This is a genomic window from SAR324 cluster bacterium (genome assembly GCA_015232315.1).
Taxonomy (GTDB): domain Bacteria; phylum SAR324; class SAR324; order SAR324; family NAC60-12; genus JADFZZ01.
Genome location: JADFZZ010000010.1, coordinates 93,806 through 118,862, shown reverse-complemented (window position 1 = coordinate 118,862; position 25,057 = coordinate 93,806). Strand labels below are relative to the sequence as shown.

Here is a 25,057-nt window from a genome sequence, read left to right as displayed (position 1 = left end):
GCTACTAACCAAGGTAATGCTTCAATACAAGGGATTTTCATACGTCCTCCTGGGGTGAATGGCGCTCAGAAAATTTTTATGCCAAATCAACACAACTCAACAGATGTTTTTTTCGAAAACCCAAGAATATTGTCGGCGGAAAAAAATTGCTGGCCATCCCGGATCTTCACCAACAGATCCTCGGTATGGTGCGCCAGTACAGAAATATCGATTAATCCGAGGAATCCGGCGGTGCCCTTGATGGTGTGCATGGTTCGGAACAGGGTGTTGACCGCAGTTTGATCAGAAGCACCAGACTGCTGAATGATGTTTAATACCTGATCGGTCTCTTCCAGCATATCCTCAGCTTCATTGATGAAATCGCTGTAAAGGTTATCTGTCCATGCTTCCGGCGGCAGGTGCTGTAGCACATTCTGTTCATCGACACCGGGATGTTCAGGATGCTTTTCAGGAGGAGTCTTTTCCGGCTTTTGCGGAAACACTGCGGATTCCCGATTGTTCGGCTGTTCCTTGTTGGAAAACGTCAGTACAAATTTCTTGATGAAGGCTTCCGCACGAATGTTTTTCTGGATGAGATTGAGTTGTTCACAAAATTCTTTCAACCCGGGCAAAACAGTGGAAGCAGATTGCTGGTCGGTCAGGATGTCTCCAATATTCTTGTCAAAATATTGTTGTATGGAAGAAAACCATGCAGGTGTATCAACCGCATTTCCAACGGCTTCAATGGCTCGTAGCAGGTCACCCCAGTCCATGATAGACGCATGGTCATCCAGATTGGATACCTGCTCGCAAATTTTCTCCCATTTTTTTTGAAATGACATTCCCTCCGCCTCCCCCATATTTCATTTAAGAATCATCATAAACCCCTGAATGTTCTCTGACTTATACAAAACGTTTTGTCAATACCGGGGGGAAAAAAGATGGTTCGGGGAGTTTGACTTGGAATGGCAAAAGAATAAGTTTTAAAAGTTTGCTCGTGCCCTACGTCCCGTGGGGCACGTTATCCATTTAACAGTTGGTTCCTAACCCGACATAGCCGGAACCAATTTTTGCCACAGAGACACAAAGACACAGAGAATTTTTTAAAACATACTCTGTGACACTGTGACTCTGTGGCTAAATCCTTTTGCCATTTTGCGCAGAATTTAACTTCTAAGAAACTAACCCGACATAGCTGGAACCAAAGTTTGGTAGATCCGGCATTGTGTCAAAAAACGATATTTATGACATTGATCATGTTCAAAAACCTCATTCCGGGCCAAAACCTATTCCGCAAAGGATGGATTCTTAATATTTTCCGGAATGCAGGACTATGAAAGAAGTTCAACTCACAGAACTTGAAAAAAAGTTTATCAATCTGTTTCAACGAGATTTTCCGTTAACCGCCAGACCCTTTGAGGCAATTGCGCAACAGCTTGGCCTCACTGAAAGCGAGGTGCTGGAAATGGCTGAAAAGCTTCAGGGAAATGAAGTGATAAGCCGCATTGGCGCAGTGATCAAACCGGGTAAGGTGGGGGCGAGCACCTTGGCCGCCATGCCTGTTCCACCAAGAGAACTCAAAGAAGTTGCCGCAAAAATCAGCTCTCTTCCTGAAATTACCCATAATTATGAACGGGAGCATGAATTGTATACGCTCTGGTTTGTCGTGACAGCACACTCTGACTGGCATCTCCAACAGGTATTGGAACGCATTCAACAGCAAACCGGGTATGACGTCATGTCTCTGCCTCTGAAGAGAGAGTATCACATTGATCTGGGGTTTTCTGTATGAGAATTTCAGAGTTGGAACAACAAGTCATCTCAGCAATTCAGGAAGGACTTCCACTGGTTCCCCAACCCTATGAGCAAGTTGGACTGAGCATTGGCCTGACCGAACAACAAGTCATTGAATGCCTGACATCTCTGGTGGAGCGACAAATTATCCGAAGATTCGGACTGGTGGTGAAACACCGTTCGCTGGGATACAACGCAAATGCCATGGTCGTCTGGGATATCGCGGACGACCTGGAACAGGAAATCGGGGAACAGCTTAAAAAATATGAATTTGTCACCTTGTGTTACAGCCGTCCGAGAAATCCACCGTCATGGCCGTATAATCTGTTTTGCATGATTCATGGCACCAGTCGAGACACTGTGCTGAACCAGATTGAACAACTGAAAACCGGGTGTGCCCTGACTGCGGTTGATTATGAGGTGCTGTTCAGTCGTCACTGTTTCAAACAACGTGGAGCATGCTATTTTGACGCCCGAAATTGATGCTATGGATCGCTTACTGCTCAATCGGCTTCAGGAGGGTATTTCTCTGGAACGGCATCCTTTCAGAAAAATCGCGACTGAAGCCAATCTCACGGAGTCTGAGATTGTACAACGGATCCAGGCTCTGCTGGACAAAGGATTGTTGAGCCGGTTTGGCCCGATGTATAATGTGGATCGGATGGGCGGTTTATTTGTTCTGGCGGCTCTCAGTGTTCCTGTGGATGAGTATGATCGTGTGACAGCAATTGTGAACGCGTTTCCTGAAGTCGCACACAATTACGAACGGTCGCACACATTGAATATGTGGTTTGTGGTTGCGACTGAAACCAGGGAACAGGCCGAACACACCCTGTCGCGAATCGAACAGGCAACAGGTTACAAGGTCTTTGCGTTTCCAAAACTTAAAGAATTCTTTATTGGCCTTTATCTGCCTGTGTAAACATCAACCCTGCGATTTGTAGAGACGCGCTATAGCATGTCTCTACAAGTCATCTCGAGACCAAGGCCGGCCAAACATTTATTCAGGAGTGACTCATGAACGTTGACGCTGTGGATCGTCAAATCATTCTTGCAACCCAGGCGGGAATCCCGTTGCATGAAAACCCCTGGGAAAAAGTGGCTGAACAGTTGGGTATTCCGGAAAGTGACGTGCTTGAACGCATGGAGCGAATGAAGCGGGAAGGAATCATCCGCAGAATTGCCGCGGTTCCCAATCATTACGCATTGGGCTATCGGGCGAATGGCATGTCGGTTTGGGATATTGAGGATGAAGCGGTGGAACGCCTGGGACAAAAAATCAGCGAATTGCCGTTTGTCAGCCATTGCTATGAACGTCCACGTCATGTGCCTGAATGGTCCTACAATGTGTTTGCCATGGTCCATGCCAGAACCAGAGAGGAGATAACGCCTCTGGTTGAACAAATACTGTCCATTGTCGGTTCTCATTGCCGGGGATATGAGGTGTTGTTCAGTCAGAGAATTTTGAAAAAAACAGGGGTCCGTTTACAGGGATGAAGCATTATGTTTCGAATCACTCAATATCTGCATGAAATTGTTAAACCAACGCCGTTGCGTCCTAAACGTAATCCTCCGGGGCCGGTTGTCATCTGGAATCTCGGTCGTCGCTGCAATCTACAGTGTCGGCACTGTTATTCTTCGTCCGCGAATCAGGAATATCCCGGGGAACTTTCGACCGCTCAGATTCAACAGGTGATGGAAGATTTGCGGGCCTATGGTGTGCCGGTTCTGATTCTGTCAGGTGGTGAACCTCTGTTAAGACCTGATATTTTTGAAATATCGGCTTATGCCCGGAATCTTGGATTTTATGTGGGACTCTCTTCCAATGGAACCCTGATCACAGACAATAATATTCAGTCCATCGCGGATGCGGGTTATGACTATGTGGGTGTGAGCCTTGATGGAATCAGAATAACGCACGATCGTTTTCGACGCAAAATCGGCGCGTTTGAAGAAGCGCTCCAGGGCATTCGCCGTTGCAGAAAACAGGGAATCAAGGTTGGAATCCGTTTCACCCTGACCACCCACAACGCTCATAATCTGCCGCAACTGCTGGAATTGATGGAGCAGGAAGACCTGCAGAAATTCTATTTATCCCACCTCAATTATGGTGGCCGGGGATTGAAGAATCGGAAGGACGATGTATATTTTGAAATCACCCGCTCTGCCATGGATCTGTTGTTTGATACCGCCTGGGAATATGTCAATCAGGGAACAGACAAAGAGTTTGTGACCGGAAACAATGACGCCGATGGCGCCTATTTATTGTATTGGATCAAACGAAATTTTCCGGAGTCGCTGGAACATATCACAGACAAACTGGAGCAATGGGGCGGAAATTCATCCGGAGTGAACATTGCCAACATTGACAACCTGGGCAACGTGCATCCTGACACCTTCTGGTCAGACTATACGTTGGGCAATGTTCTGGAACGGCCTTTTTCCGAGATATGGTCCGATGTGTCGGATCCTATCATGGCCGGATTGAAACATTTTCCCCGTGCCATTCAAGGGCGTTGCGCCGCCTGTGATTTTTTTTCAATTTGCGGAGGAAACACCCGGGTGCGGGCCTGGCAAATGACGGGGAATCCATGGGCCGAAGATCCCGGCTGTTATTTGACCAATGAAGAAATCGGCCTGGAACCTCATGGACGTATCCGGATCAAACCGCTTCAAGGCAGGGTTCACGCGATTTGAGAGGGCAGGTGCCACCTCCGGAAACCAGAATCTGTTCGAGAAGTTTGCAATCTTCAATGATGATATGCTGGTGATCAAAATTAACAATTTTCTGTTTTTTAAACAGACTCAATGCTCTGATGGTGGTTTCGATGCTGGTTCCAACAATATCAGCCAGCTCCTGACGCGTTAGCGACAATTCAAGATGCACACAGGAGCCCTCAGCAACACCATACTGTTGCACAAATTCGAGCAAAACCTGGGCAATTCGCTGGTGGACTGTCAACACTGCCATCTGGCTCATTTTGTCTGCAAAATAAACCACACGTTTTCCCAGACATTTGAGCAATTCCAGACTCAGTTCAGGATATTTCATCAAGATGTCTGTAAATTTTTGATGCTCCATCCGGAAGATCACAGAAGAGGTCATGGCGATTGCGGTGGCAGGATACGCAAAACCGCCGATAGCAGGGGCTTCGGCAATGATTTGACCAGTTTCATGAATCGCAAACAGAATATTTTTCCCTGAGACTGTATTATGAACAATTTTTACTCGTCCCTGAATAATTCCAAATAAGTAATCTGGTAGATCGCCCTGGTTGAAAATGATTTCCCGGCGTTCCACCATTTTCAGCTCAATCAGATCATTCATCTCATCCAGAACATGGGGAGGAAAGTTTTTGAGAGTCTGAAAATTATAGAGTAGTTTGGGCGGAATCGCCGAACTGGGTTTTGTTTGCATAAAAAAACTCCTGAGGTATCTGCCAATAAAAGAGTAAAGTTTTTGAAAAATAAACGGAAACGCCTGAGTGTCAAGATGTTCTTTTTTTGACGCATCAAGCAAAATATGGAGACTGATGTCCAAGTTGAAATGGTTTTTACTGGTGTTCGCCATCGGGTTGTTCCATCAATCTGTAGTGGCTCAAACGCTGTCAGAACGAGTCCTGACCACTTTGAGAGAAGATTGCGGAAACTGTCATGGAATGTATCGCAATGGCGGTTTGGGACCGGCACTGGATCCTTCTTCTCTTAATAAATGGACGCCAGAGGCCCTGGCAACAGTGATCCGCTTCGGGCGTCCAGACAAATTCATGCCACCCTGGGAGGGTGTTTTATCCACCGAGGAAATTCAATTCCTGGCAAATTATCTGTTAACTGTTGTTCCTGAAAAACCACAGATTCAACCCGCACTTAAACCGTGAAGTCTTATGCGTGATCATAAAATAAAAATCAGGTTCATGGATTGCCTCGTAATGGTTTTACTATGGAGCACTCCGATTTATGGACAGGGAACCGGCACACTCGGGGTTGTGATTGAAAGAAATACTGGCGGACTGGTCATCCTGGATACAGAATATCGCAAAATCCTGAGACGTGTCGAACACTTGGGCGATTTGTCACATGCCACCGTTGTTTTCTCCAGAAATGAGCAGTTTGCCTATACATTTCAACGCGATGGCTGGGTCCACAAGGTGGATCTGCTTTCCGGAAAGAAAATGGCCAGTATTCAGGCCGGGAAAAACTCCATTGGCGGAGCGATCAGCCAGGATGGAAAATATCTGGCTGTGAGCAATTACGAACCCGGAGATGTCCGCATTCTTGACAGTCAGTCGCTTGAAATTCTTAAAATTATTTCTGCCGAGTATACGGATGCTGAGGGAAAAACACAGACTTCCAGAACCGTGGGACTGGTGGACGCGCCCGAACACCGGTTTATTTTTTCATTGATGGACGGCGGTGAAATCTGGGTGGTGTCCTCCCGTCCTCCCGATTTCAAAATCCTCAAACAATGGAAACAGGTCGGGAATTATCCGTATGACGCGTTCCTCACTTCAGAAGGACGCTATTATCTGGCGGGCTTTCTGAAATCCAATCAGGTGGTTCGTCTGGATTTATGGAATATGGAAGCCGGACCTCAACCTGTTTCCACCCTGGATGCAAACCTTGAATCACCGAAGGTTCCGATGTATAAAGTTCCGCATCTTTCCGGATGGGGAATGGCGGATGGCAAGGCCTTCACGCCTGTGATCAGTGAAGAACGACTCATGGTTTATGAGTTGAAAACCTGGTCTCAGCTCCAGTCGATTGCCGTCTATGGAACCGTTGTGTTTGCGGTGCCGCGACCTGATGAACGTGAATTGTGGCTCACCTTCGCCGGTCCAAAAAACGACACATTGCAGATCATTGATGTTGCGACATTCCAGATTCGTGAAACCATCAAACTGGGACGAGGCATTTCTCACATCCATTTTACGCCCAAAGGTGACATGGCCTATGTTTCAGTCAGAACAGAAAACAAATTGATGGTGCTGGACGCCTATACCCATGAAATTCAGGAAACGCTTGAAATCAATGGCCCCAGCGGAATTTTCATGGTCCCTCGTGCCCATAGAATCGGACTTTAACCAACCCTGTTTTTGGAGAAATATGGATATGAAATCAGGAAAAGTATTTCTGGTAGGCGCCGGACCGGGAGACCCCGAATTGCTCACACTCAAGGCGTTGAGGCTGATACGGTCCGCCGAGGTGATTGTGTACGATCGTCTGGTCGGAGAAGAAATCCTGGAATTCGTCAGCCCGGACAAGGAAATGATTTTTGTCGGAAAAACCTCAGGACGCCACACGCTTCCACAGGAATCCATCAATCAGGTTCTCATCGAAAAAGCTCAGGAAGGAAAACAGGTGGTGAGGTTGAAAGGTGGTGATCCGTTTATTTTCGGACGAGGCGGCGAGGAAGCCCTGGCTTGCAAAAACGCTGGAATTCCCTTTGAAATTATTCCGGGAATCACAGCCGCCAATGCCGTTGCCGCTTATGCCGGAATTCCCCTAACCCATCGTGGAATCAGTCAATGCCTGACCCTCATCACTGGCCACATTCAGCAGGGAGAACAACTTCCTGATTTGAACTGGAGTCAATTCACCTCACCGAATCAGACACTGGTATTTTACATGGCGCTCAGCACCCTGCCCCAGATTGTAGAACGCCTGACCGGCCATGGACTATCCCCTCAGACACCCATCGCGGTGATCGAAAATGGCACACTGGATCGCCAACGAACTGTGGTGGCAACGCTGGACCTCATTTCTCATGAAGTGGAACGTGCCCATGTTCAGTCACCGTGTCTCATTGTCGTGGGGCAAGTCGTTGCGTTGCGTGAAGAACTTCAATGGTTTGAACAGCTTTCAGAAGCGGACATGGTTTCGGTTGCTTCCGGAATGTCGACTTTAGCTCTCTAATAAATTTGGTACTTATGCGTTCTTTTGCCCCAAAAATTGTATGGATTTCAGCCCTGTTTTTGTTTCAAACCGTGCTGACTGAACAGGCCAAAGCTGAGGCTGTCACCCTTTACAACCAGCATTGTGCCACCTGTCATGGATCTCAGCGGTATGGTGGTTATGCGCCTCCGTTGGTACCAAATGCGATAAGTCGCCACAATTCTCAGGATTTAATCAGGATCATGACAGCAGGTCTTCCATCGACTCAGATGCCTGAATTTCAACAAAAACTCAAACCGGCTGAGATTCAATCACTGGCAACGTGGCTTCAAACTCCGGTGCAGGTCACCGAATGGGGCGACAGGGAAATCCGGGAAAGTCATCAGACCTATCCAGCCAGGGAACCATTGAAGGTTTCGTTGACCTCCCGGGAAGAAATCCTGCTGATTGTGGAACGTGGCAGTGGCAGTATCCACATTTATGATGGCAAGACCATGAATCGTCTTGATCAGTTTTTTGTGGGCAACATTCATGGCGGTCCCAAATTTGATGATCATTATGAAAGCATCTATGCAGTGACCCGGGATGGGATTATTGCCGGGTATGATCTGAAAAACTGGCAGATGCGCAGTATGGTACAGGTCGCGCAGAATACCCGGAATATCGCGATTTCTCCCGATAACCAATGGGTTGTCGCGGCCAATCTTCTGCCGCAAAATCTTGTGTTTCTGGATAGGAACCTGAAGCTGGTAAAAACACTGCCACTGGAAGGCAAACCGGCGGCAATTTATCACCTCCATCATCGTCCGGCATTTCTGGTCGCTTTCACAGATCTGCCCAGCCTGTTGCTGATCACATACAACCAAACTGAAATCCAGACAGAATCCATTCCGTTGCCCGAGCCGTTTCAGGATCTTTCACTGATTCCGGAAAAACCATGGATTCTGGCCAGTTTGAGAGAGGGGAACCGGGTGAATCTTTATGATCTGGAACAACGGAAAATTCTGGGAGAGATTAAGACAGAAGGGTTGCCGCATTTATTTTCCGCGGCCTTTTTCATGAAAGATCACAAAATCCATGCGGCACTCAATCACATTGGCCTTGCCAAAATCTCGCTCATCACGCTGGAACCGTTTGAAGTCGTCAAACAGGTCGGCGTCAAAGGATCAGGATTCTTCATCCGAACCCACGCCAACAATCCCTGGTTGTGGCTGGATTCAAACACCGACACCATTCAATTGATCCGCAAGGATAATTTTGAACTGCACACGGTCGAGCTACAGCCCCAATCCGGAAAAAAAGCGATGCATATTGAGTTCACTGCTGACGGGAAGGAAGCCTTTGTGAGTATCTGGGACCCTGCGGGGGCTGTGGTGATTTATGACGCGCGGACATTGCAGGAAAAACAGCGAATTCCGTTCAACATGCCGATTGGCAAATACAACGCCTACAACAAAACATTTTTTCCGTTGTAAGCCGAGGATTTCAGCAGATAGTCAGGGGCTGGCGGCCAGACTCCGGACATAGGCCACCATATTCCAGATTTTTTCTTCACTCCAGCCCTGTGCGGAATCCAGGCCGAAGGCGGGCATTGCGGATTTGTCCTCTCCGCCATTTTCAATTTGATAATAGATTTCTCCATCCATGATTTGCTTCATGAATTCAGGATCACTGAAGTTTGGCATTGGAACACCCATCAGTCCTGAATCCTGACCAACGCCATCGCCTTTTTCTCCATGACATCGGGCGCATTTTGTCAGAAACTGGTTCTGATAATAGGATAATTTTTCCGCTGTCAGAATTTCAGGATTTATCATCCGCATATATTTTTCCGGTGCGTCACTGATTCGACCTGGTTTGTTGAGCGGACCAGTTGCTGTAACACAGGCGGTGAAAAGCATACCGGCACCAGCCATGCCGTAAATCAACGTAAATTTCATTCGGTGTTTCATAGGCCTAGATCTCAGAAGCTAATAGTTTTTTATTGAGACAGGTTGCCCGGGAAATTCTGTTATTGTTTTTGAGAGACGTCCCGCACGATAATCACAGGTCATTTTCCATTCCAGTTCTCCCTGTTTGTAGGCTTTGAATATAATTACCTGCTGATTGATATTATACTGGGCCTCGTAATAATTGTAATTCTGATACACTTCTTCCAGATTTTTTTCCTCACCGAGATCATAACAGCCGTCATTTTCCAGGTATTCATTGGAATAATAGGAATGGCCGGGGATAATTTTTTCCGGAAGTCCCCATGCCTTACTGGACAAACTCAACAGCACAAAACCAAAGCTCAAACAGATGTTTATTGAGCGAAAAATATTTGTACAAATATTAAAAATACCTGTTTCAGCATTTATGAGAAACCTTGCGGTAACACTCTCTGCGTGTGATTGAGATGATTGCATACGTCGCTTTTCAAAGATCATTATCGTGATTATTTAGCCAACGTCCGGATATAGGAAACGATCTGCCATATTTTTTTTTCACTCATGTCAGCGTCACTTCCCGGGCCGTATGCTTCCATTTCCATATCTGGGCCGGCACCATTTCTGGCAATATAAAACAATTGCCCATCAGTACGTGTTTTCATCCATTCAGTGTCATTGAACGCCACATCGTCGCCATCCTCATCCCCTTCACCTATTTCCCCATGACAGTCTGAGCATTTCCCCTGATACAGCTCACCACCCTTTGTGACATCTTCCTGAGAGGTGTAGGGATTAGTCATGCTCAGATATTCTGCGGGAGCGTCAGGAACTTTGTATTTGTCAGTCGCAGGTTGAGGCGTTGTTTTTGTTTCTGAACAGGAAATCATAACTGGCAACAGGACCAAAACGCATCCCAGTAAAGAGACCCAGAACTTTTTTGTCAGTTTCATAGCCATAAACACCTTTCAAAAGCATAGTTTTTATGTTGGTTGTTACAAACAAAAAAGGGTTTGGTCGCAGCGCTCCCAAACCCTGAATTGTGGAAGAGTGACAAACGATTAGAAAATATCCCTGACCGTATTGTACATATTCCATTTACCTGTAGGTGTGACCAGCCAGTCACCGGAGATCCGTTTGATTTCTTTCAGTGTTTTGTCATCATAAATGATGATTTCACCTTTTACGTCCCAAACAGAGGCCCATACCTCAGTTCCTTCCTTATTGTATTCAAAGTGAACCACTTTCCCATGATCAGCGGCCTTGAAGCATGTTGCTCCAGCCTCAAAGTTGTCTTTTTTGAACACACAAATATTCTGGTTTTTTGTTCCGTCCTTGGCCAGGGTTGAGTCTGTCCAGATATGATTGCTGTTCGGATGTGTTTTCAAAAACAGTCCGGGACCGTCTGTTTTTGCGGTACGAAGTACTTTCCAGGCCTGATCCGGATGCCCCTGTGGATCAGAACCATAGACTGTGATTTTTCCTTCACCAAGGTGTGTGGTGGCTGTGACAGGGCCATATTGTGGATCATTCCAGTTTGCGCCACGTCCGGGATGTGGTTTTATTCCGGTTTCAAATTTGGTCACAAATTTTTTCTCTTTGGTATCAACCACAACCATCTGATCACGCATGTTTGCCGCTACCAGAAAATAACGTTTGGACGCGTCAAAACCGCCATCATGCAAAAATCGCTCGGTTTCAAGCTGAGTGATTTTCAGGTTTTTAAGATCAGCATAATCCACCAGCCAGACCATTCCGGTTTCCTTGATGGCAACAACCCATTCCGTGTCAAAATGTGACGCGACAATGGAGGCAACACGAGGTTCAGGATGGTATTCATTGGTGTCATAGGTGTTGGATCGTGTGGAGATAATTTTTTTCGGTTCCAGTGTTTGACCATCCAGAATCACGAGTTGAGGAGGCCAGTAGCAACCCACGATTGCCAGGTTGTCCACAAAATTACCTTTGGGACCATTGTACTTTGAAACCTCGATGGATCGTGCGTCCGCACAGGTTTTCACTTCGGCAACAACTTTGGGTTTATCGGTGAACATATCTATCATGGTGACTTTGCCGTCACGTCCCACGGTGTAGAAATATCGTCCACTGGCTGAGGCACGAAAAATATGCACCGCAAAGCCTGTGTTGACCACATCCACCAATTCACGTGTGGTGGCGTCCAGAATTGCGCCTTTGCCGACATCACGCAGGATCAACCCCATGTAGTTGTCAATATCTCGTGAGTGTTGCTGGGTTTTTGGCCGTTGTTCAGGAGCTACGATCAACTTGTGAGTCGCCAGGATTTCTTTCATGCCCATTTCAGGTGGAATCGGCGCGGGATTTTGAATGTATTTTGCCATCAGTTGGGATTCTTCACGGGTCATTTCGCCGGTTCGTCCCCAGCCTGGCATTCCGGCTTTGGTTCCTTCAAAAATGACTTCTTCAAGTTTGGCAAGCGTTTTTTTCAACATCTTCTCATCGGTAATATCAGGTCCTGTCGCGCCTTTTCTCAAGGTTCCGTGACAACCGGCACAGCGGTCAAAATAGATCTGTTTGCCTTTGACAAGTTCCTGCTCATTGAGAGCTGGAGCCATGGCCATATTGCCGTCCTTTTTGGGTTCTGTGCTTTGTGATGCCTGGTTACATCCCATGATGAGCATGGTCCATACAAGCGCCACAATCCATAGTCCCGCCTGATACATTGATTTTTGGGTCATAGTTATTTCTCCTGAAAAACGTTTGAAAGAAGTACAAACAGGAAATCTTTCCTTCCATGATTCAAGGTCTGACGGCCTGTCTGAGATTCATTAAAAGAATCAGGATGCAATGTAACGAAAAGGAGAGCGGATGAATTATGATAAATGTCATAACTCTTCTGTTTTACTCGATGTTCCAGTTATTTTTGAGAATTGTGTTGAATCTGGCTCAGGCTTGTTTTTTGTAAACCAAACCAGGCGCTGGTTCCAAGTTGGGCATAGCTGCATCACTCATCGACGAAGACAAGTATGAAAACAGGCAACATCGAATACGGAAAACATTTCTTCAGTTGCGGTTAGCTGTTCCAGGTTGCTCAGAGGATAGTTTTTGCTTTCCAAAAGTCGAATCAACATGGAGGGCGTGCCGGTTTCAAACCAGTGGGCTTTGAATTGTTTTTGCTGAAAGAGCAACAGCGTGGAAAAAGGATTATACACTTTGATCTCTTTGGTGGAAAAACGATACCCATTGTACCACTCCCGAATTTTGTTCAACGTCTGCGCCTTATCGAATTCCTGCTCCTCTGCCAAGTCCAGAATCCAGTCTTCAAAAGTACGTTCCAACTCTTCCTGGGTGTATCCGCAAATCGCCGCATATTGCCCCATCATGGAAATATCAAACAGGTTATTCAGTCTGGAAAACACCGAGACTCTGGAAAACTTGCTCACGCCGGTCAAAAACACAAAATGCAGGTGTGCATCAGAAGCTTTGATGATGGTGTAGAATTGACGAAGAGTGTCCCTGATCGCTCCCACTTCCGGATTGTTGATGTTGTCCAGAATTGGTTTGTCATATTCGTCAACAAGGATCACCACAGGCTTGCCGGTTTTTTCTTTCAGTTTCCGAATCAACTCTCTAAAGTGCTGGTCATATTCTTCGATTTCCAGCGGGATTCCATATTGAGATGCCAGGGTGTTTATGTGATTTGTAAGTTTTTTCTGCAACTGGTCACTTTCCTGGATACTCCCCAATGACATATCAATCAACAAAACCGGATATTCCACAAAACCGTAATCCGTGTTTTGTGTGATCCATAAATTTTCAAACAATTCTTTTTTCCCCAGAAACAAAGCCTGAAGGGTGGTGACCAGCAGCGATTTCCCAAAACGTCTGGGGTGGGAGAGAAAGTAAACCCGTCCGGTTGTAATGAGGTCATACAGAAACCGGGTCTTGTCCACATACACATTTTGATTGGTTCTCAAAACCTCAAAAGACTGAGTGCCAATGGGAAGATTGGGTACAGATGGAACCGTTGACTCCTTTGAAACAGAGAATCCTTTCCTTTCCGGTGGAAGATCCCCCTCTGAATGCCGATTACGAACTTATTGAAAAAATTGGGGAGAATGAGATCGCGGATGTCTTTCCGGCACGTCAGATCTACGCTGACCGTATTGTCGCTCTAAAACTCCTCGTCCCTTATTGGAAGTCGCCCGTAAAGCCTTATTAATGGTACTTCCCAATTCATGATTCCTCCTTGTGCGTTGTGATTAGTGTTTGTGGTTATTCACTAATATAACACAGAAAAACATGGATTGCTTCAACCCATAATTCGCATTATGAGACCACAACATGTTTTTAAATGATCTAAAAAAAAATCTCGACATCGGAACATCTGGGTGGTAATAGGTCGGGCTGTTTTGCAATGCGAGAGTGGTGAAATTGGTAGACACGCCAGATTTAGGATCTGGTGCCGAAAGGTATGGGGGTTCGAGTCCCTTCTCTCGCATTCCCTCCCATAATATTTCAATCATTTCAATAGACTAAAACCAGCATATTGCTCAATTTTGACTGTTTTTGACATTAATCAATGTTCATAGTCAATGTTGAGGTTATATGGCTTCCTCTTATCTTAAGTGACCTTCCGGTGGGCAGTGGTTCCGTTTTTTGTTTTGGACGTCCCGGTTTTTCTGAATGAAGTTGCTGTCGACAGATTTCAAACAGTAAATTGCCATAACGTCGCTCTCCGTCAGTTAACACGGAACCACTACCGGCGAACCCGTGTGCTTGTTCAACTCCCGGGCAGAGACATAGGTCTACCCCTACAAAACAAAACCCAAAGCGGGAAACACATCAAATCCCCGGTTTTGACACATGGCCTAAAATGTGACCAATCCCATAAATTGTTACATTTATTAATTGACACTTGTTCATCGCCTCATATATGGTCGAATTGATGTTTTTGCCCACCATTCATTTAAGCAGGATAAACTTATGAAAAAGAATAAATCAACTTTGTCAATGATATGTTTTATCGGATTGAGCGCATCAACAGTTTATGGCGCATCCTATGGTAAAGCCAATGTGGAACAAGGGAGCATGACCATCATTCGTGGTGGACAAAGCTTGCGTTATGCATCACCTCAAAATGAGATAGATGTTAATGTAAACGATGTGATACGTACAGCTCCGGAATCTAAAGTCGTGATCATTCTTACCGAAGATGAATCTCAGATAACCGCTGGAGGAAATTCTATCCTTCAGGCAAAACCCTGGAAGAATCCAAAGGCATCTGGCGTTTTACGAAGTTTGTTTGGAAAATTTTTAGCAAAAACAAAAGAAGACCGCCTAGATAAAAAAGATCTCAATATTCTTACCACTACAGTGACTGTCGGAGTGAAAGGTTCGGAAGCACTTGTTCACACGACAGGGGCCTCAACCAGTGTAGCCGCATTGAGTGGAACTATAGTCGGGTATAACAATACCGCAATCAATCTGGAATCAACCCAAACTGAACAAGATGGAAATTCAGGATCTGGAAACACAGAGGACGATCAAAACGGTGGTGACTCTCAAGAAGGAAACAATGGTTCAACTAGCGGAGGTGACGAAGGTGGTGGAACCGGAACTGGTTCAACTAGCGGAGGTGACGAAGGTGGTGGAACTGGAACAGGTTCTGCAACAAGTGGTGGTGACGAAGGTGGTGGAACTGGAACAGGTTCTGCAACATCAACAGAATCAGGAAGTGGAACCGGCACCGGCACGGGGACTTCAGCATCCACTGGAACCGGTACTGGGACTGGAACTTCAGCATCCACTGGAACCGGTACTGGGACTGGAACTTCAGCATCCACTGGAACCGGTACTGGGACTGGAACTTCAGCATCCACTGGAACTGGAACTGGCAGTATTCCGCCATCTACAGGAACCGGAAGTTCAGCCTCTTCTAGTGTAATTCCTGTTGGTCAAACCTTGACCAGTGTGGACAATGGGTCTACTAATATCCAAATCATCACTGTCGCAGTGGATTCTCAACAACTGAATACTTCGGACATCAAATCAGAAGGACCAACGTTAGGTGTTACGAACACTGAAATGTCAACCATTCAGGAAGTAAAACCCAATGAAGCCACTGTTGTTCCACAAGTTACTCAAACCGGAACAGAATTCAAACCATCTGAAGCACCCACAGCACCAAAAACTGAAACAAAACCTACGGAAGCTCCGGTAGCGCCACAAACCGCACCAACGCCTGTAGTTCCACCAACTAGTAGTATCGCAAATGAAGTAGCCAATTCAGCCGGTCAAGCGGTACAAAATTCAGGTGCCAGTGCGGTTGAAGCATCTTCACAAGTGAAAGCAAAAATTAAAGTATCCATTGAAAAATAATTATTGACACCATGAATAACCAAGTAACTGAAGGTTTTGTATGAAAAAATGGAAAAATTGGTTTTGTATGTTGATGCTGGTAACCCTGCCAGGAATTTCTGCCTGGGCCCAAAGCAATCCTGACGCACCGCAAATTGCCACTACCGATTTGTTAAGACGTCAAAAATCCTCAACGGAAATTCTGAACGTGAGTTTTGTGATATATGATACCGACAAGGTTTCACAGGTGCTGGTCAATGAACAACCCGTCAGTTTTCAACCCGCGGAAACCGTAGTGGTCAATCAGTCCATCAAACTCAGTCAGGGAAAAAACCTCATCCAGATTGTAGCGGTGGATGAAGCAGGAAATCAAAGAGAAAAACGTTATCTGGTCTCCTATAAGGATGATAAGGAATTAACACAGGAAGAGGAAAAACAACTGGGACTTCTGGAAGAAGACACAGGAAGTGATAAAAAAGATGAGAAAAAATTGAATTGGATGGTTGTGGTTGGTGCAAAATATGAGACAGACACGAATCCAAGCAATGATGTGGGGCTCCCAGTTAAAATTGGTGATATTGAACTCACCGGTGTGATTGATGATGCTGAACAGGAAGATATCCGGACATCCTTGAATGCTATGGTATTATTCATGTATGACAAATGGACTGCCTTCGTTGGTGCCAGTAATTCGAGTTATACCAAAAGCATCTATGAGAGCCTCTCATCCACTGCTTTGATATTGGGAGCTGGGATGACACCTACGCCTACTGAGAATGGAATGGTATTTAATTACTTGTTTTTGGATATCAATCTGGGCGGAGAAAACTATGGTCAAAACCACGGATTTGATGTGGGATACCAGTTTGGTCATGCCAATAAAAAAGAAGATGTCAGCCGACATATTTTGTCTTTAGGTTACACCTTGAAATTGTTGGCCAGCAATGAAGCTGATACCGGCAGTGAACAGAAACTGAAATATGAATATAACAATATTGATAAGGAACAGCTTGATTCTCACAAAACTGTGTTTTCCTATGGTTTGAATAGTGATGGAACCTCTGAATCAGAGTACTCCTTCCTGACGTTTGATTTTGATTGGTTTAACAAATGGGAAATGGGACTATTGTTTGATATCGGCTTTGGCATGCATTATCGCAATTATCCCAATGTAACCCCCTTAAGCGCAGAATTGCTGGGAGATACACGGACGGATGTGCCTATAAGACTTTCAACAGCATTAGGATGGCAATTTCTCCCGGCTTGGTCCGTTAAATACGGTTACAATTACAAAATTAATGTTTCCAATAAATCCTTGTATCAAAAAACTGTTCACGGATTATCCATTGATGGATCCTTTTAAACATTCCTGAAATCGTTGGTTTTTTTAACCCTTTTTCTGAAACAAAATTATTTAAGGTACGTTATGAAAAAAACATATCAGCAGTTTATGAAAAAAATTGGATCATTGCTGGTAACTTCAATGTTGATCACAATCAGTGGATGTGGCAATGAAGCACCAGAAAACAAACCGGGGCAAGCCTCTATTGATTTGGGCGATTTATTGAAACAGGTGGGTATTGTTCAATCACAATCCAGAGTGAATGGATGGGTAGACAATAGCACTAATGAAGGTGTGGATCCCATTAAAACTTTGATAGTGGCTCCGTTGACACATTCCAATAATCTAGTCAATGGAGTTCCTCAAGTTTATGATCCAGATGCTCCTGTCACTGACGAAATTTCAGATAATATCAAAAATGATATTGGGAATACTATGGACTATATATCGTTTATTGATCTGACTAATGCTGAAATAAAAGCCCAAGACTATATTGAGTTTCCCGTTCCAGCAAGAGCCAACACTTCATGGCAAGTGGTGGCGATTGCCTCCAAGGCTGTGCTGAAATCACTGGACGATATTGGTGATAATGCTCCACCTGAAAAAAAGGAAAGTGTCGTTTATTATGGCTTCTCCAAAAAAGCATTCAACTCAGCTCAGGATTTGGCCTCACAATTTGAAGCCGTTTCTATACAGCTAAAGAGAGCTTGTCTGTCAGATCCAGTGCCCAAAGGTTGTGCAACCTACAATGGCAAGAAAAAACCGGTAGTCAGTAATGGTGTTGAAATACATTCTGTGACAGTTACTCATTCAACAGGTGAATATGTCACTACTTTTTCAACACCACTTGTTGTTCGTAACGCACCAGATTCAGGTCAAATTACCAAGGAAGATGCAACAACGCAGTTGCAATCACTTGTCGATGAATACAAATCAACCTATGGTGATACAAACATCAAAAAGTTGACTACAAAAGTCACACACATGCTGAACCCTGCAGAAACAACTGCATGCAAAGCAGGCACTTACACAAGTTGTGAATTTCAATCATATATATACAATTACTGATGTTTTTTTCCTCCCCGTGCAATCATGGTTTGCACGGGGAGTGGAACCTCCTTTTGCTTCTTCTTTTCATTTCTCTCCTCATTTGCCAATTTATCAATTCGTATCTTATCCGTTCAGCTTATCAAAAAATGGAAAAAGGATGATTGGATGTGAATTTTTCCTTGCCCGGTCGATTAGATATCCAAGGTATGGTGTGAGAATAACATGCATGATTAAGCGTGTTGCTTTAGTCAGTTGTGTCTTCTCATGGTCCACTTCATTGTTGATGAGCAGTCCTCCTGTGCATCCTGTTCATAATAGCACACCCGTGGTATTTTATTTTATGAGAACTTTGTATGAACCCGATACGGCATTTTCACTTGAAACCGGGAAAATGAATATTGAACTAGGCTGGTTACGAGGAAATTTTTCTCAATATAGTGTGAATACTGGTGTCGATGGAGTATCCATTGATGCTCATGTCAGTTTCAAACATTGCATTGATTTACAACCAGGAGATCCTCCTAATTATAATTGGGATTGCAAATCAGAAGGATATTCGATTTATCACGATGGAGAGTTTGACAGAATTGCAGGCGGGTTTTCATTGGGAATTGGTTATGGATTAGAACTCCAGTTAATGACGCGTCACATCCGTTTTTTTGAGGGAAATCTGGATAGATGGATAGAAAGATTTCACGAAAATACAGGTCGTAATAATGCCAAGCGCGTTACCTATCCCCGTAACGACTTCAATATATTGGTGTTTGACAATCAACATGAAAATCTGGTGTTTTCCTTCAAAACTCCCATGGAACAGCATCTTCCAGAATCACATGGTATTGCGCTTAAATGGAAAATATTGGCTAACGCCCAACATGCCTTAGCTGTAAAATGGACCTCTAATTTTCAGGACCATCTTTTGGAATATCATCTCAATCAACTACCGCCGTCTGAACCAGTCAAAGATTTCGACGATTACAATATATCGCTGGTTTATTCTTTTCAGGAAGGTGGGTATGCTTTACATTTGGCAACGGCTCAAACCATCATGTCTCAACCCGTTTTCGCAAATACGAAGAAACAATGGATTACACATTTTATTGGGGGAGTTCTCCCTTTATCTGAAACATGGAATATGCCAATACAGATCCTTTACTACGAAAGTCTCTTCAGGAATGATGAACGGGAAAATCTGTCAGAAGGACTGTTTGATGCAACGATTGCTTTTAGAAAACAAATGAAAAATTTCCAAATCATTGAATTTGGAATAACCGATACGATGAATTATAGTCCGTTGGAAACGGATGCGGTATTTTTCTTAAAATGGGCAATGAATGTTACATTATTTTAATCTTAATAACTCTCCTAATAGCCGCATTTACAGATGAAACATATCATTAGAAAAACGTAAGCGTTCAGCTTTCAGTATTCAGCTTTCAGTGTTTATGCGCCTCAGAAGCCTTATGACTCAATAGCAGAAAATATCGTTTGGCTTCCAGGCCTTGAGAATTCCTGAAAACTGATAGCTGACGGCTGAACGCTTACAGAAAAACTGTGTAAGGGGGATGTTCTTGCTCAAAAAAACTTTGCGACAGAACACCTAAGGCAGTCCACTTTGTCACGGAGAATCATGAAATACGTCCATCACAACACCCCCCATCCAGCCAATAATCCTATGATTCCCAGATAGAGCAGGCCATAAAGCAGATAAATATTGGTGCTACCAAACTGTGTGGTTGCCAACCAGCCCAGTAGATAACGAAATCCCTGCCAGGGCCAGCCGATCAGCTTTTTTTCGACAACATCCGTAGTTCTTGTACGCAGTGAACTTCCGGTGGGAAAAACACCTTCCGGTAAATGCTGTTCCACCTCAAGAATTGTTGTTTTGTTCAGGCTCAACAGCGGATTTACAAAGGAAGAGGAGGTATATTGCAAACGGGGAGAATCGGCGCCATAACCACAACCCCATGTTGGAAACTCAGACGTGTCTCTGACAGTCATTCCTGAAGGCCTGACCAAAAATTTCTGTTTCCAGACCCACAATCCCAATCCCAGTGCCAGGCATAGCAATTCCGCATATACCAACGATTGAAGTGGTGAAAAGGACAAGGTCATATTTTTCAGGATGGTTGGGTCAATTCCCAGAAGCGCAAGTGGTGCTTTCAACAAGGACAGGACATAAACCGGAAAGCCGCCGATCAATAGCATTACTGCCCCAAGAAAGGCTGAAGCACCCCACATGCTGACAGTGATTTCATGGGATTTCCGGGCCTTTTCGCTTCTTGGTTTTCCTGAAAAAATAATGCCATATGCTCTGGCAAAACAAGCTAACGCCAAGCCACCAACAAGAGCTAAACCGGCCAGCCCGAGAACAGCCCAGAGTTGGGCCCACAAGCCGTTGCTGAGACCAAGCAGGTTGACCAGTCCATGATACAGCACAAATTCACTGATGAAACCGTTCAAGGGTGGAAATCCGCAAATGGCGATGGCCCCGAAGAGAAAGAGAACCGCTGTTTTTGGCATCGTTTTGGCGAGTCCACCCAGTTGCTCCATGTCACGGGTATGGACTGAGTGATACACTGAACCGGCACTCAAAAACAGCACCCCCTTGAACAGTGTGTGATTCCAGAGATGCAACAAGGCACCCGCAAATCCAAACAGGCTCAATAGTGGACTTTCCAGTGACTTCCCAAGCATACCAAGGCCGATGCCGATCATGATGATGCCAATGTTTTCTACACTGGAATAGGCCAGCATCCGTTTGATATCCCGTTGGGCCAGGGCATAGGAAATTCCGAATAGCGCGCTGAGCACTCCCAGCGTAAGGATCCCCACACTCCATGACACCTCAGGAAGTTCAATCCACCTCAAGGTTCTGAGAATACCATAAATTCCCATTTTGATGACCACACTGGACATCATTGCCGACACATGACTGGGAGCGACTGGATGCGCATGAGGCAACCAGGTATGTAATGGAACAAATCCAGCTTTGATGCCAAATCCCACAACCAGCAACATAAACAGAGTGGCTCTGGTCTGGGGGGAAACCGTAGCATCCAGATGAAAATCGTTGAAATACCATGATCCGGAATGATCCGCTAACACCATGAACCCGGCTAGCAACAGGATAAAACTCACGTGCATTGACACCAGATACAGAATAGATGCTTGAAAAACTTCAGTTTTTTCCTGCTCAAACCCTAACAGCAATAAGGTGAAAACCAGCATGAGTTCCCAACTCACCAGAAATCCCGGCAGGTGTTGCATTGTAACCACACCAATCATGGCCAGTGTCAGCCAGTTCCAGGCGCACCAGTGCAATCCCATGGTCTTCCGTTGATTCAACCACGGCCTCAGATAGCCTAAGCCATAAATTCCACACAAACCACTCATCAGGGTGATTCCGACCATAAAAAAAGCGGACAACCCATCCAGTATCAGCCAGGAATGCTTCGATGCCGCTTCAACATCGGAAAAAGTCATGAGGCCGCCTTCCACCAGTCGGTGTAATCCCACCGCAAACAGCAGAATATTTCCCGGCAACAATCCTGTAACGGCGATTTTCCCGGCCCAAGGCTCTGGCACAAACAAAGCAAGGATTCCGCTGAAAAAAATCAAACCGCAACCGGTCTGGAACATGAGGATTTCCATTTGATACCTTCCGTATTGTTCAATTTTCACAAATTGCTGAACAGAGCCCCAGCACGAGTTAGGAAATTTTCAACAAACACTCCTGAAACCAGAATTTGAAAGCCGAGCAATAAAACGCCAATCAGACATAAAATCTGGAGTAGCACCGTCAGTTTTCCATAATAAAACAATGGTAATCGTGCGGCTTTCACGGGTATCCCCCAGGACATGCTGAAAAAATTTCCTGCCATTCCCTTGAGGATCACTGTCATGAATACGAGAAGCAAAATCAGCAGAATCCAGTTTTTCTCAAGCACCAGATGATGGAATAACTGAAATTCGCTGAAAAAAATGCTGAAGGGCGGGAGTCCGATACTGCTGGCACAACCTGCCATCCAGAGCCACCCCAAAACGGGTTCGCGAGCACACAAGCCACTGAGATCGGCGATATTTTTGGTGGCATATTTGCGGACAAAAAATCCCGCGGTAAAAAACAGGGAAAGCTTGGTCAGGGAATGACCAACGACATGAAGAATTGCCGTGGCGGGAATTCCACTGCCAAAGCAGATCAGGATGAGTCCGTAATGTTCCATGCTGGAATAGGCCAGCATCCGTTTGTAATTTTGCACCCGGAGCATGTAGGCCGCGGCCAGAATCACAGAGGCTATTCCGGTGAGAATAAACAGATGCGACGCAAACAAACGACTGTCATCCACCAGTACCTGATAATATTTTAGCACAGCAAACAGTCCGATGAGTCCCAGACTGCTCGAAATCAGCCCGCCAATCTGTGCCGGAGCGACATCTTTGGCGTCAATATCCGCAGAATAAAAGGGAATCACGCCAATTTTGGTGGAATAGCCCACAAACAAAAAAGTGAAGGAGATTTTAAGCCAGAAGGTAGGCAACTGGGGCGCAATGTGCTGTAAACTGGTATAAAACATGGCATCCTGAAGTTCCATCTTTCCGGCAATTGCCAGAGCCAGCAACAAAATTCCCACAAACGCCAGCGCGATTCCCACCGAGCAGATGAACAGGTATTTCCATGCGCCTTCGAGGGAATCTTCCTGGCGGTAATAACCAATGGCTGTTACCAGCGTCAGGGTTGTGCCTTCAATAAACACCCAGGTCAGACCAAGGTGATTGCTGGTCAGCGCGACACTGCCGCATAACAGTGAAAAACACAGATTTGCCACAAAAATTTTGGTTTGAGATCCACGCTCAAACTGCCGCAAAAAGTCTATGGAAAAAAGGGCCACCGCAAAAAACGCGAAGGAGAGAATTGTGAGGAACAACAGGCTGACCTCATCCAGTCGAAACCAGTGGGTTTCAGGAAACGGTCTGCTCCAGATGCTCATAACCAGTGCCAGATGTAAAACTGTCATCACTGATAACATATATTGATGCGGGATCCTGATTTTAAAAAACAGCGCCAGATAAATCAGGATTCCGGCCAGTAAGGGCAACGCAAACAATGTGACATAAAATATTTCCGCCTCGGACATAGGCCCGTCTCTCTCCAATGAGATATTAATAAACTTAATGTTTCAACGATGTCAGATGTTCGATATTCAATTGTTCGTCTTCAAAGGTGGAATGGATACGATTGATGAACAGACTGCTCAATAAGATCATCATGAAAATATCCAGCAAGACCCCCAGACTGACAAGAAAGGGCAACTCTGCTACAACAGCCAGCGACAATAGAAAAATGCCATTCTCCATGACCATGTAGCCAATCAGGTGGGTGAGGAGTTTTTTACGGCTCAACATTAGAAAAAAGCCGACGCCAATGGCTGAAAAGGCCAAACCGAAATGGAGGGGGTGGACATACTCCGCACGTTGATGTACCCAATTCGCAAAGAAAAAACCTCCCAGGAGGAGAACCAGTCCAGCCAAAAGAGAAACCAGATCTGGAACATAGGATTCCACATCACGCCGCATGTGATTGAAGATGATTGTTTTTTGAAGAAACCAGGGAATCAATGCCATTTTAAGCACCAGTGTTTCCAGCAAGACCAACAGAAGATGCGCCCAATCACCAAAGTCCAGATTGAGCAAGGCGATGCCAAACAGTATCAATCCCTGCAAGACCAACAGACGGATCATCAACATGAGATGTCTTGCCACACAAAATGGCAGTAAGGTCAATCCCAGAAAAATCAACAGCACATTACTCACAAGCTTCCTTCCATGGTCATCACCACCAATACCAGCAGACTCAATACAGATGAGGAAATCAAAAACATGGGCACATGGGTCATTCTCAAACGTGCCATGATTGATTCGACAAAACCGATGCTTATGGCTATCAAAATAAAAGTGCCGATTGTGACCGCATAGGCCAGCGGCCAGTCCTGGTTGGACGGTACGAGAAAACAGGAAACCAGCGAAGAATATACAACCAGTTTCAGGGCGTTTGCGTAAAAGATGAATCCGAGATCCGGTCCGCTGTGATCCAGAATCATCACCTCATGGATCATGGTTAATTCCAGATGGGTATTCGGATCGTCCACAGGAACACGACTGCCTTCGGTCAGAATAATCAGAAACAGAACAACCAGTGCCAAGCCATAAATCAGAAGGACCTGAGGCCCGGCAATGGTGTGTAGTTCAAACAACCGGGCAAAGGAAGTCTGACCTGAACCCAGGGTCAAGGTTCCGATCAAAATAAAAAAAGAGGGTTCAATCAGCGCTGAAAAGGTCGCTTCACGGCTTGCGCCCATCCCCTCAAACGGACTGCCGGTATCAAGCGCCGCAAGGATCATAAAAAATTTTCCGAACCCCAGTAAATAAGCAAAAAACACAAAATCGAGGGGAAATGAAACCAGAGGCGGTTGTTTGCCCATCGGAACCAGCAATCCCGCAAACAGGACAGTTGCCAGATTGACGGTGGGCGCAACCTGAAAAATCCAGGTGGTATCATGGCTGATCACCTGTCCCTTCCTGAACAGACGCCGCAGATCCCAGCCGAATTGCCGCAGAGAAGGCCCTTGACGACCTGCAATTCGGGCCTTCACACGATTGATGAGGCTCGGAAACAGAAGTGGGAAAACCAGCAGAAGCACCAAATGAAGCATGATATTGATCACAGACAACA

Annotated in this window: 24 protein-coding genes and 1 tRNA gene; 14 read left to right on the top strand and 11 right to left on the bottom strand. The window is 45.4% G+C overall.

The features are described from left to right. Window positions 1-86: 86 nt before the first annotated feature. Complete coding sequence (locus HQM11_09595; GenBank protein MBF0351277.1) at window positions 87-821, bottom strand: Hpt domain-containing protein; 735 nt, start codon at window positions 819-821, stop codon at window positions 87-89. Between the two features lie 491 nt (window positions 822-1,312). On the opposite strand from HQM11_09595, the gene HQM11_09590 reads away from it, so the two are divergent. From HQM11_09590 to nirJ, 5 genes are all read left to right on the top strand, one after another. Then, on the top strand, window positions 1,313-1,771 hold the full coding sequence (locus tag HQM11_09590) for an Lrp/AsnC family transcriptional regulator (GenBank protein ID MBF0351276.1): 459 nt from the start codon (window positions 1,313-1,315) through the stop codon (window positions 1,769-1,771). After that, the gene (locus tag HQM11_09585) at window positions 1,768-2,256 is read left to right on the top strand and encodes an AsnC family protein (protein MBF0351275.1); all 489 of its coding nucleotides are present in this window, start codon (window positions 1,768-1,770) and stop codon (window positions 2,254-2,256) included. Before HQM11_09590 ends, HQM11_09585 begins: the two co-directional genes overlap by 4 nt. Then, window positions 2,252-2,695, top strand: coding sequence for an AsnC family transcriptional regulator (locus tag HQM11_09580; GenBank protein MBF0351274.1), 444 nt, complete (start codon window positions 2,252-2,254; stop codon window positions 2,693-2,695). Before HQM11_09585 ends, HQM11_09580 begins: the two co-directional genes overlap by 5 nt. 95 nt (window positions 2,696-2,790) lie before the next feature. Beyond that, window positions 2,791-3,270: an Lrp/AsnC family transcriptional regulator gene (locus HQM11_09575; protein MBF0351273.1), complete on the top strand. Its 480-nt coding sequence runs from the start codon at window positions 2,791-2,793 to the stop codon at window positions 3,268-3,270. Window positions 3,271-3,276: 6 nt separating this feature from the next. Beyond that, window positions 3,277-4,470, top strand: a complete 1,194-nt coding sequence (nirJ, locus tag HQM11_09570) for a heme d1 biosynthesis radical SAM protein NirJ (GenBank protein ID MBF0351272.1) — start codon at window positions 3,277-3,279, stop codon at window positions 4,468-4,470. On the opposite strand, the gene HQM11_09565 is transcribed toward nirJ, so the two are convergent. After that, window positions 4,436-5,191, bottom strand: a complete 756-nt coding sequence (locus HQM11_09565; GenBank protein MBF0351271.1) for a Crp/Fnr family transcriptional regulator — start codon at window positions 5,189-5,191, stop codon at window positions 4,436-4,438. The two genes, nirJ and HQM11_09565, sit on opposite strands and share 35 nt — an antisense overlap. Window positions 5,192-5,306: 115 nt before the next feature. Here HQM11_09565 and HQM11_09560 point away from each other — a divergent pair, with 115 nt between their 5' ends. Genes HQM11_09560 through HQM11_09545 form a run of 4 tightly spaced genes read left to right on the top strand, consistent with a single transcriptional unit; the run spans window position 5,307 to window position 9,140 of the window. After that, window positions 5,307-5,651: a cytochrome c gene (locus tag HQM11_09560; protein ID MBF0351270.1), complete on the top strand. Its 345-nt coding sequence runs from the start codon at window positions 5,307-5,309 to the stop codon at window positions 5,649-5,651. 6 nt (window positions 5,652-5,657) lie between these two features. Then, window positions 5,658-6,854, top strand: a complete 1,197-nt coding sequence (locus HQM11_09555; protein MBF0351269.1) for a protein nirF — start codon at window positions 5,658-5,660, stop codon at window positions 6,852-6,854. Between the two features lie 28 nt (window positions 6,855-6,882). Beyond that, window positions 6,883-7,686, top strand: a complete 804-nt coding sequence (cobA, locus tag HQM11_09550) for a uroporphyrinogen-III C-methyltransferase (GenBank protein ID MBF0351268.1) — start codon at window positions 6,883-6,885, stop codon at window positions 7,684-7,686. A gap of 14 nt (window positions 7,687-7,700) precedes the next feature. Continuing rightward, on the top strand, window positions 7,701-9,140 hold the full coding sequence (locus HQM11_09545; protein ID MBF0351267.1) for a c-type cytochrome: 1,440 nt from the start codon (window positions 7,701-7,703) through the stop codon (window positions 9,138-9,140). 21 nt (window positions 9,141-9,161) lie between these two features. Here HQM11_09545 and HQM11_09540 read toward each other — a convergent pair whose 3' ends face one another. The 5 genes from HQM11_09540 to HQM11_09520 form a co-directional block, all read right to left on the bottom strand. Further along, entirely contained in the window at window positions 9,162-9,605 is a 444-nt protein-coding gene (locus tag HQM11_09540; protein MBF0351266.1) for a cytochrome c, read from the bottom strand. 30 nt (window positions 9,606-9,635) lie between these two features. Further along, window positions 9,636-10,073 carry a hypothetical protein gene (locus HQM11_09535; protein MBF0351265.1) on the bottom strand — a complete coding sequence of 146 codons (438 nt, stop codon included), beginning with the start codon at window positions 10,071-10,073 and terminating at the stop codon, window positions 9,636-9,638. Window positions 10,074-10,102: 29 nt separating this feature from the next. Further along, window positions 10,103-10,546, bottom strand: a complete 444-nt coding sequence (locus HQM11_09530; GenBank protein MBF0351264.1) for a c-type cytochrome — start codon at window positions 10,544-10,546, stop codon at window positions 10,103-10,105. A gap of 108 nt (window positions 10,547-10,654) precedes the next feature. After that, window positions 10,655-12,295, bottom strand: coding sequence for a c-type cytochrome (locus HQM11_09525; GenBank protein ID MBF0351263.1), 1,641 nt, complete (start codon window positions 12,293-12,295; stop codon window positions 10,655-10,657). Between the two features lie 285 nt (window positions 12,296-12,580). Then, window positions 12,581-13,549, bottom strand: coding sequence for an AAA family ATPase (locus HQM11_09520; GenBank protein ID MBF0351262.1), 969 nt, complete (start codon window positions 13,547-13,549; stop codon window positions 12,581-12,583). Between the two features lie 442 nt (window positions 13,550-13,991). Between HQM11_09520 and HQM11_09515 the strand changes: the two genes are divergently transcribed. The 5 genes from HQM11_09515 to HQM11_09495 all read left to right on the top strand — a co-directional run bounded on the left by HQM11_09515 (window position 13,992) and on the right by HQM11_09495 (window position 19,675). Next, window positions 13,992-14,073, top strand: a tRNA-Leu gene (locus HQM11_09515). 485 nt (window positions 14,074-14,558) lie between these two features. Continuing rightward, a complete protein-coding gene (locus tag HQM11_09510) occupies window positions 14,559-15,953 on the top strand; it encodes a FecR domain-containing protein (protein MBF0351261.1) in 1,395 nt (464 codons plus the stop codon). 40 nt (window positions 15,954-15,993) lie between these two features. Then, on the top strand, window positions 15,994-17,295 hold the full coding sequence (locus HQM11_09505; protein MBF0351260.1) for a hypothetical protein: 1,302 nt from the start codon (window positions 15,994-15,996) through the stop codon (window positions 17,293-17,295). A gap of 63 nt (window positions 17,296-17,358) precedes the next feature. Then, window positions 17,359-18,342 carry a hypothetical protein gene (locus HQM11_09500; protein MBF0351259.1) on the top strand — a complete coding sequence of 328 codons (984 nt, stop codon included), beginning with the start codon at window positions 17,359-17,361 and terminating at the stop codon, window positions 18,340-18,342. A gap of 208 nt (window positions 18,343-18,550) precedes the next feature. After that, window positions 18,551-19,675 (top strand): DUF3187 family protein, encoded by a 1,125-nt coding sequence (locus tag HQM11_09495; GenBank protein ID MBF0351258.1) that lies wholly within the window; start codon window positions 18,551-18,553, stop codon window positions 19,673-19,675. A gap of 293 nt (window positions 19,676-19,968) precedes the next feature. Here the strand turns inward: HQM11_09495 and HQM11_09490 are convergent, their stop codons facing one another. The 4 genes from HQM11_09490 to HQM11_09475 are packed head-to-tail and all read right to left on the bottom strand — an operon-like array spanning window position 19,969 to window position 25,049. After that, window positions 19,969-21,978 (bottom strand): hydrogenase, encoded by a 2,010-nt coding sequence (locus tag HQM11_09490; GenBank protein ID MBF0351257.1) that lies wholly within the window; start codon window positions 21,976-21,978, stop codon window positions 19,969-19,971. 26 nt (window positions 21,979-22,004) lie between these two features. Then, the gene (locus HQM11_09485) at window positions 22,005-23,462 is read right to left on the bottom strand and encodes a hypothetical protein (GenBank protein ID MBF0351256.1); all 1,458 of its coding nucleotides are present in this window, start codon (window positions 23,460-23,462) and stop codon (window positions 22,005-22,007) included. 34 nt (window positions 23,463-23,496) lie between these two features. Next, a complete protein-coding gene (locus tag HQM11_09480; GenBank protein ID MBF0351255.1) occupies window positions 23,497-24,138 on the bottom strand; it encodes a hypothetical protein in 642 nt (213 codons plus the stop codon). Further along, window positions 24,135-25,049: an NADH-quinone oxidoreductase subunit H gene (locus HQM11_09475; protein ID MBF0351254.1), complete on the bottom strand. Its 915-nt coding sequence runs from the start codon at window positions 25,047-25,049 to the stop codon at window positions 24,135-24,137. Before HQM11_09475 ends, HQM11_09480 begins: the two co-directional genes overlap by 4 nt. Between the last annotated feature and the right edge of the window lie 8 nt (window positions 25,050-25,057).

Excerpts from the sequence above, each read along its gene's own strand:
- HQM11_09595 (MBF0351277.1), bottom strand. The coding sequence starts at position 821 with ATGTCATTTCAAAAAAAATGGGAGAAAATTTGCGAGCAGGTATCCAAT.
- HQM11_09590 (MBF0351276.1), top strand. The coding sequence starts at position 1,313 with ATGAAAGAAGTTCAACTCACAGAACTTGAAAAAAAGTTTATCAATCTG.
- HQM11_09585 (MBF0351275.1), top strand. The coding sequence starts at position 1,768 with ATGAGAATTTCAGAGTTGGAACAACAAGTCATCTCAGCAATTCAGGAA.
- HQM11_09575 (MBF0351273.1), top strand. The coding sequence starts at position 2,791 with ATGAACGTTGACGCTGTGGATCGTCAAATCATTCTTGCAACCCAGGCG.
- nirJ (MBF0351272.1), top strand. The coding sequence starts at position 3,277 with ATGTTTCGAATCACTCAATATCTGCATGAAATTGTTAAACCAACGCCG.
- HQM11_09565 (MBF0351271.1), bottom strand. The coding sequence starts at position 5,191 with ATGCAAACAAAACCCAGTTCGGCGATTCCGCCCAAACTACTCTATAAT.
- HQM11_09560 (MBF0351270.1), top strand. The coding sequence starts at position 5,307 with ATGTCCAAGTTGAAATGGTTTTTACTGGTGTTCGCCATCGGGTTGTTC.
- HQM11_09555 (MBF0351269.1), top strand. The coding sequence starts at position 5,658 with ATGCGTGATCATAAAATAAAAATCAGGTTCATGGATTGCCTCGTAATG.
- cobA (MBF0351268.1), top strand. The coding sequence starts at position 6,883 with ATGAAATCAGGAAAAGTATTTCTGGTAGGCGCCGGACCGGGAGACCCC.
- HQM11_09545 (MBF0351267.1), top strand. The coding sequence starts at position 7,701 with ATGCGTTCTTTTGCCCCAAAAATTGTATGGATTTCAGCCCTGTTTTTG.
- HQM11_09540 (MBF0351266.1), bottom strand. The coding sequence starts at position 9,605 with ATGAAATTTACGTTGATTTACGGCATGGCTGGTGCCGGTATGCTTTTC.
- HQM11_09535 (MBF0351265.1), bottom strand. The coding sequence starts at position 10,073 with ATGCAATCATCTCAATCACACGCAGAGAGTGTTACCGCAAGGTTTCTC.
- HQM11_09530 (MBF0351264.1), bottom strand. The coding sequence starts at position 10,546 with ATGAAACTGACAAAAAAGTTCTGGGTCTCTTTACTGGGATGCGTTTTG.
- HQM11_09525 (MBF0351263.1), bottom strand. The coding sequence starts at position 12,295 with ATGTATCAGGCGGGACTATGGATTGTGGCGCTTGTATGGACCATGCTC.
- HQM11_09510 (MBF0351261.1), top strand. The coding sequence starts at position 14,559 with ATGAAAAAGAATAAATCAACTTTGTCAATGATATGTTTTATCGGATTG.
- HQM11_09505 (MBF0351260.1), top strand. The coding sequence starts at position 15,994 with ATGAAAAAATGGAAAAATTGGTTTTGTATGTTGATGCTGGTAACCCTG.
- HQM11_09500 (MBF0351259.1), top strand. The coding sequence starts at position 17,359 with ATGAAAAAAACATATCAGCAGTTTATGAAAAAAATTGGATCATTGCTG.
- HQM11_09495 (MBF0351258.1), top strand. The coding sequence starts at position 18,551 with ATGATTAAGCGTGTTGCTTTAGTCAGTTGTGTCTTCTCATGGTCCACT.
- HQM11_09490 (MBF0351257.1), bottom strand. The coding sequence starts at position 21,978 with ATGGAAATCCTCATGTTCCAGACCGGTTGCGGTTTGATTTTTTTCAGC.
- HQM11_09485 (MBF0351256.1), bottom strand. The coding sequence starts at position 23,462 with ATGTCCGAGGCGGAAATATTTTATGTCACATTGTTTGCGTTGCCCTTA.